This window comes from Cupriavidus sp. CuC1 (genome assembly GCF_044627735.1).
Taxonomy (GTDB): Bacteria; Pseudomonadota; Gammaproteobacteria; order Burkholderiales; family Burkholderiaceae; genus Cupriavidus; species Cupriavidus ulmosensis.
Map to the genome: position 1 here is coordinate 13,128 of NZ_JBIUHC010000058.1, position 12,759 is coordinate 25,886.

Here is a 12,759-nt window from a genome sequence, read left to right on the forward strand (position 1 = left end):
GGGCTCCCTTGGAGCCCTAGCCTTCCAGGCGGTCGATCGCCTCGCTGGTATCGTGTTCGATTTTCTCGATGAACATCAATTGCCTGGCCGCGCTGCCGGCGCCCGCGTTATCGCCGGCATCGAGCAGCGCACCGAGCGCCGCGTGGCGCTGGCGTTTCTCGCCGCGCAGCTCACGCAACAGCGCGTCGAGGCGCGCAATGTCCTTGTCTTCGACCGCTTCCTGCAGGGCCTCGCGCCATTCCATCTGCTGCATGAGGAAGGCGGGCGCCATGGCGGTATTGCTCTCGGCCTGAATGTCCACGCCGCGCAGCGTCAGCAGGTAGATCGCGCGCTTGAGCGGCTGGCGCAGCGTACGGTACGCCTCGTTGGCGTGCGCGGCCCATTGCATGGCCACGCGCCGCTCGGCGTCGCCGGCATTGGCAAAGCGGTCCGGATGCGCCTGCGATTGCACGGTCAGGTAGGCGGCGTCCAGCGCCGTCTCATCGACTGCATATCCGACCGGCAGGCCGAACAGCGCGAAATAATCGTCTTTCAACACCTTCCCCAACAAAAAGGAGCGGCTGCGCCGCCCCCTTGAACTTAATTCAGCGTGAAAGCGGCACGCTGACCGCGCGGCACAGGCCGCAGCAATGTGGCGGACTGTTCCGGTCAGGCAGCGCGCTGTGCGCTGCTGCCCGCCCCATCCGCCGGCGGCTCCGCCCGATCGCATTTCAGGCAGTTCACCAGTTCGCCGATGCGGGCCTCCCGCCCCTGCGGCGTCAGCGTCCACGGACGCATCTGCCAGGGCGGGTCGTGGCGCATATGCTGGCCATGCCCGCAATCGAGTTCTGCCACCCAGTGGCTTTCCTCGTCCTGGTGAAAGCCGACAATGCTGCGTTTCATCGTATCCGGCGCGCTGATGCCAGCACGCTCAAACCCGGAACGACTCTCCGCAACCGCACTCATCCTTGACGTTGGGGTTGTTGAAGCGGAACCCCTCGTTCAGGCCTTCGCGCGCGAAATCGAGCTCGGTGCCATCGATATACGGCAAGCTCTTGGGATCGACGATCACCTTGATGCCGTGCGACTCGAACACGCTGTCTTCCGGCAACAGGTCGTCGACGTATTCCAGCTTGTAGGCCAGGCCCGAGCAGCCGGTGGTCTTGACGCCAAGGCGCAGGCCAACGCCCTTGCCACGGCGGTCCAGGTAGCGCGCCACGTGCTTGGCGGCCTTCTCGGTAAGCGTGATCATCGCTGCTTCATCCCTTGATTGAACACGGAACTCAGGCGGCCTTCTGCTCGGCGCCTTCGTGCTTCTTCTTGTAATCCTCGACCGCTGCCTTGATGGCATCCTCAGCCAGGATGGAGCAGTGGATCTTCACCGGCGGCAGCGCCAGTTCTTCGGCGATGTGCGTGTTCTTGATTTCCAGTGCCTGATCCACGGTCTTGCCCTTGACCCATTCGGTCACCAGCGAGGAGGACGCGATGGCCGAGCCGCAGCCATAGGTCTTGAACTTGGCGTCTTCGATCACGCCGGCTTCGTTGACCTTGATCTGCAGCTTCATGACGTCGCCGCAAGCGGGCGCGCCAACCATGCCGGTGCCCACGGCGTCGTCGTTCTTGTCGAACGAGCCAACGTTGCGGGGGTTTTCATAGTGGTCGAGAACCTTCGTGCTGTATGACATTATGGCTACCTCTTGGCGTATCGGTATTTATGGGGTCTTGCGTGGATCCTGGCGCTTAGTGCGCGGCCCACTGGATGGAATTCAGGTCCACACCGTCCTTGAACATTTCCCACAGCGGCGACAGGTCGCGCAGCTTGGCGATCTTGCTCTTGAGCAGTTCGACGGTGTAATCGACTTCTTCTTCGGTGGTGAAGCGACCCACCGTAAAGCGGATCGAGCTGTGCGCCAGTTCGTCGTTGCGGCCCAGGGCGCGCAGCACGTACGAAGGCTCCAGCGACGCCGAGGTGCAGGCCGAGCCCGACGACACCGCCACGTCCTTGATTGCCATGATCAGCGATTCGCCTTCGACAAAGTTGAAGCTGACATTGAGGTTATGGGGCACGCGCTGTTCCAGGTCGCCATTCAGGTAGACCTCTTCCATGCCCGACAGGCCGCGCCACAGGCGGTCGCGCAGCATGCGGATGCGCTCGTTCTCCGTTGCCATTTCCTCACGGGCGATGCGGAAGGCTTCGCCCATGCCCACGATCTGGTGCGTGGCCAGCGTGCCCGAACGCATGCCGCGTTCGTGGCCACCGCCGTGCATCTGCGCTTCCAGGCGCACGCGCGGCTTGCGGCGTACGTACAGCGCGCCCACGCCCTTGGGGCCGTAGGTCTTGTGTGCCGAGAACGACATCAGGTCGCACTTCAGCGTATTCAGGTCGATCGCTACCTTGCCGGTGGCCTGGGCAGCGTCGCAATGGAAGATGATGCCCTTGGCGCGGCAGATCTCGCCGATCTGCGCCACGTCCTGGATCACGCCGATCTCGTTGTTGACCAACATCACCGACACCAGGATCGTGTCCGGGCGGATCGCCGCCTTGAGCACTTCGATGTCGACCAGGCCGTTGTCCTGCACGTCGAGGTACGTGACCTCGAAACCCTGGCGCTCCAGTTCACGGGTGGTGTCGAGCACAGCCTTGTGCTCGGTCTTCACCGTGATCAGGTGCTTGCCCTTGCCCGAATAGAAATTGGCCGCGCCCTTGATGGCGAGGTTGTTGGACTCGGTTGCGCCCGACGTCCACACGATCTCGCGCGGATCGGCGCCCACCAGTGCCGCCACCTGCTCACGCGCTTCTTCCACCGCGCGCTCGGCATCCCAGCCGTAGGCGTGGCTGCGCGAAGCCGGATTGCCGAACTGTTCACGCAAGTACGGAATCATCTTGTCCGCCACGCGCGGGTCTACCGGCGTGGTGGCTGAGTAATCCATGTAAATGGGGAAATGTGGGGTGCTCATCGTTATGACTGCCTTTTAGGGACCGCTATGCTTGACGTTGCTCTCTGTTCTCTCGCCGGCTGCCCGTCTTACGACTGAGCCAGGCTGAAAACCGAATTCACCACCCGCGGACGCGCGGGTTTTTCCTGTTTGTCCGCCTTGCCGCGTGGTGCGGCCACGGTTTGCGCCACCGACTCATCGCGCATGTCGTGCAACACAGCGGGACTCTTGGCACGCTGCTGGTCGACCAGGTTCTTCAGGGAGACGGAATCGAGATACTCGACCATTTTCTGGTTCAGCGTGGCCCACAGCTCGTGGGTCATGCAGCGACCGGTTCCCTCATCTCCGTTACAATTACCCTTCCCGCCGCATTGCGTAGCGTCGAGCGGCTCATCGACTGCGATGATGATGTCGGCCACCGTCACGTCTTCCGCCTTGCGGGCAAGGCTGTAGCCACCACCCGGGCCGCGCACGCTCTCCACGATCTCGTGGCGACGCAGCTTACCGAACAGCTGCTCGAGGTAAGAAAGGGATATTTTCTGGCGCTGGCTGATGCCCGCTAGCGTAACGGGGCCCTGATCCTGGCGCATGGCCAGGTCAATCATGGCGGTTACCGCGAAGCGGCCTTTGGTCGTCAGTCTCATGATGCTGGGGAGTACTTGATCATTTCGGTCAAGTATAAAAGAAGTTGACTAATTCGGTCAAGTACCCCTGCCGCATTGCATCAAACCCGCCCCTGCTCCGCCGAGGCCGCGCCAACGGGCCCGCGCGGCGGCACGATCAGCGACCAGGGATGTTTCAGGATGCGCTGCCGCACGGCCGAGCTCAGCGCGCGGCGATCCACCCGGCGCAGGCTGCGTGAGCGCAACGCCATGTTGAAGGCCAGCGCAAAGCTCACCGCGACGTTCAGCAACCCCATCAGCGCAATGCCCGCCACCGCCAGCCAGAACGACGGCATCTTCAGCACGGCCAGGCCGAGCACGCCAATCGCGGTGCCCACCGAGCCGGTCGACAACGTGACGTGCCGCACCTCCATATGGGGGCCGAAGAAGCTGAGGATTTCCGGGCCCAGCCCGAGCAGCAGCCCTAGCGACACATTGGCTGCGATCCCCGACATATTGCGCTTGCAGAAGTCAGCCATCCGTGTGGCTCCCTGCGCTCCCAGCACATAGCGCAGGCGGCGGTTGTTCGCCATCACGTCATGCACCTTGTGCAGCGCGAACCAGTTGTCGGCCCAGCCCGCCACCAGGCTCGACAGCCACAAGAGCACCCCGGTAAAGATGGCGTAGACCGGCGTGGGGCCAAGAATGGAAAACGACTCGATGGTGGCGATCGCCTTGGCGGGCGTGATCAGGTTGGCGCCCAGGATGCGGTTGGCGAGCCACTGGATGCCCATCGCCACCGGGAACACCACCACCAGGTTGCCGAAAATCGCCGCGGCATTCGAGCGGATCATCGCAATGGTGTCGTCGACGAAGATTTCCCGGCCTTCCGGCCTGCCGACCGCATCGAGCCGGTGCGCCAGCGCCGGGCCGGTCATCGCCGGCTGCTTGGTGGCCAGCGTGAAATGCGCGAAGTGGATCACCAGGAAGCTGCCGGCATAGTTGAGCGAGGCCAGCAGGCCCTCGATGAACTTGTCCAGGTGCAGCCCGTAGATCAGGAACTTGAGATAGACCGTGCCGACGGTGATCAAGCCGCCACCTGCTGCAGCCCGCATCAGCTCGCGATACTCGCGGCGATCACGCGTGATGTAGTGCTCGCCGGTCTCGGCCGAGCGCTCCACCACCTTGCGCGCCAGTTGCGAGAACGAAGTGCCCGCCAGGTGCGCGATGCTGCGGCGCGCCTGGGTGGAGCGGATAAGCGCCGCGATCAGGTGGGCATGCCGGCCGCGCCGCTGCGGCTCGACCCAGGTCGCCAGCAGCAGCTCGATGCGGGCGAGCCGCACCTTCATGCGCTCGATCTGGAACACCACCTCCACCGAGACGCCATTCTCCTCCAGATCGTCGTACACACGCTGGGCCGCCTGGTGGCAGCCATCGAGCAGCGCGCGGAAATAGTTGAGCCGGTGCGCAAAGGCCTCGCCATCGCGCGCCGCTTCGTCCTCTTCGCACAAGGCTTGCACGGCGCTGTCCAGGCGAAAGAATGGCGTGTCCTGCACCTTCCCCTTCAGGCGCGAGCGAATCGCCTGGCTCAGCCCGGTGGCACGCACCTGGCTGACCAGCACCTGGATGCTGGTGGCCAGCGTGCGGTCAAAGCGATCCCATTCAGGCGGCGCCGCGCCTTCACTTGGCGCTTCCGGGTCATCGGTGCGCAGCACGGCAGCCAGCCGTTCCAGCAGGTCGCCATCGAGGTCCTCGACCCAATCGGCATCGTTGCCATCGATAAACAGCAGCGCGAACAGGCCCGCCAGATCGCCGCGGTTGGGCGGCGGCGGCAGGAACCGCGCCTGCAGGCGGTTCAGCACCTCGCTCCAGAAGCCCGGGTGGGAGGCCACGCCGGTGTCGCACAGCAAGGTAACCGGATCGTTGTCGCGCACGATGGAGCGCACCATGCAGGCAAAGCGTCCCGCCACTTCCGGATTGCGGCCAAGCACCTGCAACAGGTAGCGCAGCCGCACATGCTCCCGGCGGCTCTTGTCGGCCGCCACGCCTTCGGCGCCCGGCAGCCCGTCGCGCCGGATCCAGTAGCCTAGCTCGATCAGCCAGCCGTTACGGTCCGCCAGTGGCGCCTCCGGGTCCGCTGCCGCCAGGATTGCGTCGAGTTGCAGGCTGGCATTGCGCGACTCGCGCCATTTGCGGAACAGGGAACGAAACATGAATCCTCGTGAAAGTAATGGAAAGGCTGCAAGGGCGGGCGAGCGCGATCAGGTGGCGCCGGCAAGCCCCTTTGCACGCAGCATGGCGATCACGCCGTCGCAGGCGTCCTCGACATAGTCGAGCACGCGCTCGAAGCCATCGTCCTCTCCGTAGTAGGGGTCCGGCACTTCGTCCGCGTCGTGCCGGCTCGCGAAACTCATCAGCAGGCGCAGCTTGTCCTGGCTGCCAGCCGGGCAGATGCCGCGCAGCGCCGCCAGGTTGTCCTGGTCCATGGCCAGCAGCAGGTCGAAACGAGCGAAGTCCTGCACCACGGCCTGGCGCGCGCGTTGCGCGGAGAGGTCGTAGCCACGGGCCAGCGCATGGCGCTGGGAGCGTGCATCCGGCGCACGCCCGATGTGATAGCCATGCGTGCCGGCGGAATCCAGCTCGACCAGGTCGGCCAGGCCCGCCGCCTCCAGCTTGGCACGCAACACGCCCTCCGCCGTCGGCGAACGACAAATATTTCCCATGCAGCACATCAAAATGGCGAATTTCTTCATAGGGGTGGGGCGCTATCCAGCGCCGAAAGCAGATCGACAAACCGCGGCACGGGCGACGGGCTTGCAGCCAGCGCACCGGGTGCGGCTGCAGCAGAAGCCGGATTCTACCGCCCTGCCCGCCGGGCCGCGCTCACGGGAGCGCCAGCACGCCGTTTGAAGGCGCTTGGCAAAAAGATGACCCAAAGGTGCCTCCCACCGCATAATCGCGCGGTGAACCTTCGCCTCAGCCAACGCCTCCTACCGCCCCTCCTGCTTTGCGCAAGCCTGGCCGGCGCCGCCGAACCGTCCGCGGACGCCGTCTCCGGTGCAGGCTGCGAAAGCCTGCCCACCGTGGTCCGGCGCAGCCTGGAGGAAGAAATCGGCGCGGACGAGTGCGACACCCTGCTGGAAGTCAGCAAGCGCCTGCGCTCGCTGCCCCCGAAGGGCTAGCAGGCACACTGGCTCAGGGCAGCTTGGCCGCCAGCACGTCCAGCTTCTCGATCGAGGGCGGCTTGGCGAACAGGTCGGGCGCCTTGGCCATCAGGGCCTCGGCCACCTTGCCCGAGAGATGCGCGTCGCGCCCGGCCTCATCGGCAAACGCATCGAAGATGCCGAACATGGATGGCCCGAGCCGCAGCGCAAACCATGCTGTGGTGCCACCCTCGGCCTGAACCAGCGGCAAGCCGCCGAGCAGGAACGCCTCGACTTCCTTTTCCTTGCCGGGCTTCGCATGCAGCGGAACCCACAGAGCGAACTTGACCATGGACCATCTCCTCACCACCGTCCGGGATTCCAACTATAGACGGTAGCCGGGCCCATCGTCCTCAGGACGCAGCCGCGGCCGGCGGCGGCAGGTGCTCCCCATCGCCGCTGGCGCCAAAGATCTGGCGCTTGAGCTTGGCCAGCTGGTCGCGCACCTGCCCCGCCTTTTCGAACTCGAGATTCTTGGCGTGCTCGAACATCTGCTTTTCAAGCCGCTTGATCTCCTTGGCGACCTGCTTCTCGCTCATGTCCTCGTACTTGGCGCGCTCTTCCGCGGCCAGCAGTTCCGCCTTGACCTCGCCCGGGTCGTAGACCCCGTCGATGATGTCCTTGATGCGCTTGACCACGCCGCGCGGCACGATGCCATTGGCTTCGTTGAACGCGATCTGCTTGGCGCGGCGGCGCTCCGTCTCGCCGATCGCCCGCTTCATCGAATCGGTCATCCGGTCGGCGTACAGGATGGCGGTGCCGTTGACGTTTCGGGCCGCACGGCCGATGGTCTGGATCAGCGAACGCTCGGCGCGCAGGAAGCCTTCCTTGTCCGCATCGAGAATCGCCACCAGCGAGACTTCCGGAATATCCAGGCCCTCGCGCAGCAGGTTGATGCCGACCAGCACGTCGAAGGTGCCCAGGCGGAGGTCGCGGATGATCTCCACGCGCTCCACCGTATCGATATCCGAGTGCAGGTAGCGCACCTTGACGCCGTTCTCGGTGAGGAACTCCGTCAGTTGCTCGGACATGCGCTTGGTCAGCGTGGTCACCAGCACGCGCTCGCCGACGGACACCTTCTGGTGGATCTCGGACAGCAGGTCGTCGACCTGCGTGGTCGCGGGACGCACGTGGATGATCGGATCGACCAGGCCCGTGGGCCGCACCACCTGCTCCACCACCTGGCCCGCATGTTCGTTCTCGTAATTGGACGGCGTGGCGGAGACAAACATCACCTGCCGCATCTTGCCTTCGAACTCCGAGAACTTGAGGGGGCGGTTGTCCAGCGCGGACGGCAGCCGGAAGCCGTAGTCGACCAAGGTCGTCTTGCGCGCCTTGTCGCCGTTGTACATGCCGTTGAACTGGCCCATCAGCACGTGCGACTCGTCCAGGAACATCAACGCGTCCTGCGGCAGGTAGTCGACCAGCGTGGGCGGCGGATCGCCAGGCTTGGCGCCCGACAGGTGGCGCGAGTAATTCTCGATGCCCTTGCAGAAGCCGAGCTCGGAGAGCATTTCCAGGTCGAAGCGGGAGCGCTGCTCCAGCCGCTGCGCTTCCACCAGCTTGTTCTCCTTATAGAAGAAGTCCAGGCGCTCGCGCAGCTCTACCTTGATGTCCTCGATCGCCCGCAGCACGGTCTCGCGCGGGGTCACGTAGTGGCTCGACGGATAGACCGTGAAGCGCGGGATCTTCTGCCGCACGCGCCCGGTCAGCGGGTCGAAGAATTGCAGCGAATCGATCTCGTCGTCGAACATGTCGACGCGCACCGCCAGCTCGGCATGCTCGGCCGGGAAGATATCCAGCGTATCGCCGCGCACGCGGAACGTGCCGCGCTGGAAATCGGTCTCGTTGCGGGTGTACTGCATGGCGATCAGGCGCGCGATCACGTCGCGCTGGCTGATCTTGTCGCCCGTGCGCAGCGTCAGGATCATCTTGTGGTACTCGGACGGGTTGCCGATACCGTAGATGGCGGAGACGCTGGCCACGATGATGGTGTCGCGGCGCTCCAGCAGGCTCTTGGTGGCCGACAGCCGCATCTGCTCGATATGCTCGTTGATCGAGGAATCCTTCTCGATGAACAGGTCGCGCTGCGGCACGTAGGCTTCGGGCTGGTAGTAGTCGTAGTAGCTGACGAAATACTCCACGGCATTGCGCGGGAAGAACTCGCGAAACTCCGAATACAACTGCGCGGCCAGCGTCTTGTTGGGCGCGAACACGATGGCCGGACGGCCCATGCGGGCAATCACGTTGGCCATGGTGAAGGTCTTGCCCGAACCGGTCACCCCCAGCAAGGTCTGGTACGAAAGGCCGTCCTCGACCCCTTCGACCAGCTGGCGGATCGCCTCGGGCTGGTCGCCCGCCGGCAGATAGGGCTGGTAAAGCTGGAACGGCGAACCGGGAAAGGTCGCGAACTTCTCTTCATCCAGCGCGGGCGCGACTTCAACGAGATTCGACATAGGCAGGCAAGGGAAAACCTCAGGAAAACGGGCGGATACGCTAGAATCTTGGGGTTGGCGGCCAGGTATCAAGATGGGGGCCGCCGGCACTCCCGAGCGCAGTCCGGAGCATTCTACGCCTTCCCGTTTTGTTACATAGCTGACCACGAGATCCCAAATGAGTTTGTTTTCTGCCGTCGAGATGGCCCCACGCGACCCGATCCTGGGCCTGAATGAAGCCTTCAATGCCGATACCCGTGCCACCAAGGTCAATCTGGGTGTTGGCGTGTACTTCACCGACGAAGGGAAAATCCCTCTGCTGCGCGCCGTGCAGGAAGCCGAAAAGGCTCGCCTGACCACCGCCACCCCGCGTGGCTACCTGCCGATCGAAGGCATCGCCGCCTACGACCAGGCCGTGCAGACCCTGCTGTTCGGCAAGGAATCGCCGCTGATCACCGAAGGCCGCGTTGTGACCGCTCAGGCACTTGGTGGCACCGGCGCGCTGAAGATCGGCGCCGACTTCCTCAAGCGCCTGTACCCGGATGCCAAGGTCGCCATCAGCGACCCGAGCTGGGAAAACCACCGCGCCCTGTTCGAGGCAGCCGGTTTCCCCGTGATCAACTACGCCTACTACGATGCTGCCAGCCACGGCCTGAATTTCGCCGGCATGGTGGAGTCGCTCAAGTCGTACGACGCCAACACCATCGTGGTGCTGCATGCCTGCTGCCACAACCCGACCGGTGTCGACCTCTCGGCCGAGCAATGGCAGCAAGTGGTTGGCCTGATCAAGGAACGCAACCTGATCCCGTTCCTCGACATGGCCTACCAGGGCTTCGCGCAAGGCATCGAGCCGGACGGCGCGGCAGTGCGCCTGTTCGCCGAATCCGGCCTGCCGTTCTTCGTCTCGAGCTCGTTCTCGAAGAGCTTCTCGCTGTACGGCGAGCGCGTGGGCGCGCTGTCGATCGTCACCACGGACAAGGAAGAAGCCCAGCGCGTGATGTCGCAGGTCAAGCGCGTCATCCGCACCAACTACTCCAACCCGCCGACCCACGGCGGCACCGTGGTCGCCACCGTGCTGAACAGCCCGGAACTGCGCGCCATGTGGGAGCAGGAACTGGGCGAGATGCGCGACCGCATCAAGCTGATGCGCCATGCGCTGGTGGACAAGCTGGCCGCGAAGGGCGTGCCGGGCGACTTCTCCTTCGTCAAGGCCCAGCGCGGCATGTTCTCGTACTCGGGCCTGAACGCGGCCCAGGTCGACGTGCTGCGCAACGAGCACGGCATCTACGCCGTGGGCACCGGCCGCATCTGCGTGGCCGCCCTGAACAGCCGCAACATCGACGCGGTGGTCAACGCCATCGCCGCCGTGCTGTAACGCTGAACGCGTAAAGTGCATAAAAGGCGGCTTCGGTCGCCTTTTTCGTATCTCGTGACAATTTTTAACGATCTTTTGCATTTGTCATCGGGAATTACAGTGTTTGTCCTATTGTCTTTTTCCGATGCGGGCGTACTTTACGGTATATGCTGCATCGCACGATCGTTCGATTACGAGCATAATCGGTAACACATTAGCAACTGTGTTTGTTGCATTTGTATTGTCCAGGCGTTGAATTCCAGCTTCGCCCCCAGCCTGATAGGGACCACGTCATGCTTTACCAGCTGCATGAATTCCAGCGCTCGATGCTGCACCCGCTTACCGCATGGGCGCAGGCTACGGCCAAGACCTTTACCAATCCCCTGAGCCCGATGTCCCTGGTTCCCGGCGCCACGCGACTGGCTGCCGGCTACGAGTTGCTGTACCGGCTCGGCAAGGAATACGAAAAGCCCGAATTCGATATCAAATCGGTACGATCCAACGGCCGGGACATCCCGATCGTGGAACAGACCATCATCGAAAAGCCTTTCTGCAAACTAGTGCGTTTCAAGCGCTACGCGGACGACCCGGAAACCATCAAGCTGCTCAAGGATGAGCCGGTGGTGCTGGTGTGCGCCCCACTGTCCGGCCACCACTCGACGCTGCTGCGAGACACCGTGAAGACCCTGCTGCAGGATCACAAGGTCTATGTGACCGACTGGATCGATGCCCGCATGGTGCCGGTCGAGAACGGCCGCTTCCGCCTGGCGGACTACATTCATTACATCCAGGATTTCATCCGCCATATCGGCGCGGAAAACCTGCATGTGATCTCCGTGTGCCAGCCTACGGTCCCGGTGCTCGCGGCCATCTCCCTGCTGGCATCCGCCGGCGAGAAGACGCCCAAGACCATGACCATGATGGGCGGCCCCATCGACGCGCGGCGCAGCCCCACGGCGGTGAATTCGCTGGCGACCAACAAGTCGTTCGAGTGGTTCGAGAACAATGTGATCTATACGGTGCCGGCGAATTACCCGGGCCATGGCCGCAAGGTGTATCCGGGCTTCCTCCAGCACGCCGGTTTCGTGGCGATGAACCCTGACCGCCACCTGTCCTCGCACTACGACTATTACCTGAACCTGGTCGAGGGCGATGCCGACGACGCCGAAGCCCATGTGCGCTTCTACGACGAGTACAACGCCGTGCTCGACATGGACGCCGAGTACTACCTCGACACCATCCGTGAAGTGTTCCAGGAATTCCGGCTTGCCAACGGCACCTGGGAGATCGATGGCCAGCCGGTGCGCCCACAGGACATCAAGGGCACCGCGCTGCTGACGATCGAGGGCGAGCTGGACGACATCTCGGGCGCCGGCCAGACCGCCGCCGCGCATGAGCTCTGCGCGGGCATTCCCAAGGCGCGCAAGCAGCACATCACCGCGACCAAGTGCGGCCACTACGGGATCTTCTCCGGTCGCCGCTGGCGCCAGGAGATTTACCCCGAGCTGCGCGATTTCGTGCTCAAGTATCGTTGAGCCGCATTGCCAGCCATGAAAAACGCCCGCTTGCCTGCCGCGGGCGTTTTTCATTGGGCTGTCACCGCTACATGCCTCAGCGGCGCTCCAGGTAAGCCAGCAACATATCGGTGTGCAGCTCGGCAAAGCGCTCATGCTCGTCCTGCGCCGCCACGTCGCGCCCGATCACCGCGCTGATGGTGTAGCGGTTGGACAGCACGTAGTAGCCGAGCGCGGAGATCGTCAGGTATAGCTGCGAGACGTCGACGTTGTCGCGGAACACGCCCTGCCGCTGGCCCCGCTTGACGATATCCGCAAGCACGTTGACCACCGGGTTGATCAGCTGGTGCAGCTGGGTGGACTTCTTCAGGTGGCGCGCCTCGTGCAGGTTCTCGCTGTTGACCAGGCGGATGAACTCGGGATTGCGGTAGTACCAGTCCCAGACGAAGCGAGCCAGCGTGCGTACCGCCTCCACGGGATCCTCGTCGACGATGTGCAACTGCTCCTCAGCAGCGCGAAACTCCGCATATTGTTTTTCAAGGACGGCCAGGAACAAGCCTTCCTTGCTGCCATAGTAGTAGTACAGCATGCGCTCGTTGGTCTCGGCGCGGCGCGCGATCTGGTCGACGCGCGCGCCGGCCAGGCCACCCTTGGCAAATTCCTCGGTGGCCGCATCAAGGATGCGGCGGCGTGTTCCCTCGGGGTCCCGCTTGGTTCTGGTTTCGTTTCGCATGC

14 protein-coding genes are annotated in these 12,759 nt (G+C 63.7%); 3 read left to right on the plus strand and 11 right to left on the minus strand.

Translation table 11 applies throughout. The features are described 5' to 3' along the window. Positions 1-16 precede the first annotated feature (16 nt). From hscB to ACGLHR_RS23930, 8 genes are all read right to left on the minus strand, one after another. Complete coding sequence (hscB, locus tag ACGLHR_RS23895) at positions 17-535, minus strand: Fe-S protein assembly co-chaperone HscB (RefSeq protein WP_267606099.1); 519 nt, start codon at positions 533-535, stop codon at positions 17-19. Positions 536-648: 113 nt separating this feature from the next. After that, positions 649-882, minus strand: a complete 234-nt coding sequence (locus ACGLHR_RS23900) for a DUF3565 domain-containing protein (RefSeq protein ID WP_318230709.1) — start codon at positions 880-882, stop codon at positions 649-651. Between the two features lie 28 nt (positions 883-910). Next, entirely contained in the window at positions 911-1,231 is a 321-nt protein-coding gene (gene iscA / locus ACGLHR_RS23905; RefSeq protein ID WP_017229301.1) for an iron-sulfur cluster assembly protein IscA, read from the minus strand. 31 nt (positions 1,232-1,262) lie between these two features. Further along, positions 1,263-1,664 carry a Fe-S cluster assembly scaffold IscU gene (gene iscU / locus ACGLHR_RS23910; RefSeq protein ID WP_006160178.1) on the minus strand — a complete coding sequence of 134 codons (402 nt, stop codon included), beginning with the start codon at positions 1,662-1,664 and terminating at the stop codon, positions 1,263-1,265. Positions 1,665-1,719: 55 nt separating this feature from the next. Then, on the minus strand, positions 1,720-2,943 hold the full coding sequence (locus tag ACGLHR_RS23915) for an IscS subfamily cysteine desulfurase (RefSeq protein WP_318230773.1): 1,224 nt from the start codon (positions 2,941-2,943) through the stop codon (positions 1,720-1,722). A gap of 62 nt (positions 2,944-3,005) precedes the next feature. After that, on the minus strand, positions 3,006-3,560 hold the full coding sequence (iscR, locus tag ACGLHR_RS23920) for a Fe-S cluster assembly transcriptional regulator IscR (protein ID WP_267606631.1): 555 nt from the start codon (positions 3,558-3,560) through the stop codon (positions 3,006-3,008). An 80-nt stretch (positions 3,561-3,640) separates the two neighbouring features. Next, positions 3,641-5,731: a site-specific recombinase gene (locus ACGLHR_RS23925; RefSeq protein WP_400096639.1), complete on the minus strand. Its 2,091-nt coding sequence runs from the start codon at positions 5,729-5,731 to the stop codon at positions 3,641-3,643. Positions 5,732-5,779: 48 nt separating this feature from the next. Continuing rightward, positions 5,780-6,271 carry a low molecular weight protein-tyrosine-phosphatase gene (locus ACGLHR_RS23930; RefSeq protein WP_400096640.1) on the minus strand — a complete coding sequence of 164 codons (492 nt, stop codon included), beginning with the start codon at positions 6,269-6,271 and terminating at the stop codon, positions 5,780-5,782. A 210-nt stretch (positions 6,272-6,481) separates the two neighbouring features. On the opposite strand from ACGLHR_RS23930, the gene ACGLHR_RS23935 reads away from it, so the two are divergent. Next, a complete protein-coding gene (locus ACGLHR_RS23935; protein WP_400096641.1) occupies positions 6,482-6,700 on the plus strand; it encodes a hypothetical protein in 219 nt (72 codons plus the stop codon). Between the two features lie 13 nt (positions 6,701-6,713). On the opposite strand, the gene ACGLHR_RS23940 is transcribed toward ACGLHR_RS23935, so the two are convergent. Both ACGLHR_RS23940 and uvrB read right to left on the minus strand, forming a co-directional pair. Continuing rightward, positions 6,714-7,013, minus strand: a complete 300-nt coding sequence (locus ACGLHR_RS23940; RefSeq protein WP_400096642.1) for a putative quinol monooxygenase — start codon at positions 7,011-7,013, stop codon at positions 6,714-6,716. Between the two features lie 61 nt (positions 7,014-7,074). Further along, positions 7,075-9,177, minus strand: coding sequence for an excinuclease ABC subunit UvrB (gene uvrB, locus ACGLHR_RS23945; protein ID WP_267606093.1), 2,103 nt, complete (start codon positions 9,175-9,177; stop codon positions 7,075-7,077). 157 nt (positions 9,178-9,334) lie between these two features. Here uvrB and ACGLHR_RS23950 point away from each other — a divergent pair, with 157 nt between their 5' ends. Continuing rightward, entirely contained in the window at positions 9,335-10,531 is a 1,197-nt protein-coding gene (locus ACGLHR_RS23950) for an amino acid aminotransferase (protein WP_400096643.1), read from the plus strand. A 272-nt stretch (positions 10,532-10,803) separates the two neighbouring features. Beyond that, positions 10,804-12,045, plus strand: a complete 1,242-nt coding sequence (locus ACGLHR_RS23955) for a polyhydroxyalkanoate depolymerase (RefSeq protein WP_318230705.1) — start codon at positions 10,804-10,806, stop codon at positions 12,043-12,045. A 76-nt stretch (positions 12,046-12,121) separates the two neighbouring features. On the opposite strand, the gene ACGLHR_RS23960 is transcribed toward ACGLHR_RS23955, so the two are convergent. Next, complete coding sequence (locus tag ACGLHR_RS23960; RefSeq protein ID WP_267606089.1) at positions 12,122-12,757, minus strand: TetR/AcrR family transcriptional regulator; 636 nt, start codon at positions 12,755-12,757, stop codon at positions 12,122-12,124. Positions 12,758-12,759 lie beyond the last annotated feature (2 nt).

What these genes read in the sequence shown, in the direction of transcription:
- ACGLHR_RS23900 (WP_318230709.1), bottom strand. Translation starts at nt 882, where the DNA reads ATGAAACGCAGCATTGTCGGCTTTCACCAGGACGAGGAAAGCCACTGG.
- iscA (WP_017229301.1), bottom strand. Translation starts at nt 1,231, where the DNA reads ATGATCACGCTTACCGAGAAGGCCGCCAAGCACGTGGCGCGCTACCTG.
- iscU (WP_006160178.1), bottom strand. Translation starts at nt 1,664, where the DNA reads ATGTCATACAGCACGAAGGTTCTCGACCACTATGAAAACCCCCGCAAC.
- iscR (WP_267606631.1), bottom strand. Translation starts at nt 3,560, where the DNA reads ATGAGACTGACGACCAAAGGCCGCTTCGCGGTAACCGCCATGATTGAC.
- ACGLHR_RS23925 (WP_400096639.1), bottom strand. Translation starts at nt 5,731, where the DNA reads ATGTTTCGTTCCCTGTTCCGCAAATGGCGCGAGTCGCGCAATGCCAGC.
- ACGLHR_RS23930 (WP_400096640.1), bottom strand. Translation starts at nt 6,271, where the DNA reads ATGAAGAAATTCGCCATTTTGATGTGCTGCATGGGAAATATTTGTCGT.
- ACGLHR_RS23940 (WP_400096642.1), bottom strand. Translation starts at nt 7,013, where the DNA reads ATGGTCAAGTTCGCTCTGTGGGTTCCGCTGCATGCGAAGCCCGGCAAG.
- uvrB (WP_267606093.1), bottom strand. Translation starts at nt 9,177, where the DNA reads ATGTCGAATCTCGTTGAAGTCGCGCCCGCGCTGGATGAAGAGAAGTTC.
- ACGLHR_RS23950 (WP_400096643.1), top strand. Translation starts at nt 9,335, where the DNA reads ATGAGTTTGTTTTCTGCCGTCGAGATGGCCCCACGCGACCCGATCCTG.
- ACGLHR_RS23955 (WP_318230705.1), top strand. Translation starts at nt 10,804, where the DNA reads ATGCTTTACCAGCTGCATGAATTCCAGCGCTCGATGCTGCACCCGCTT.
- ACGLHR_RS23960 (WP_267606089.1), bottom strand. Translation starts at nt 12,757, where the DNA reads ATGCGAAACGAAACCAGAACCAAGCGGGACCCCGAGGGAACACGCCGC.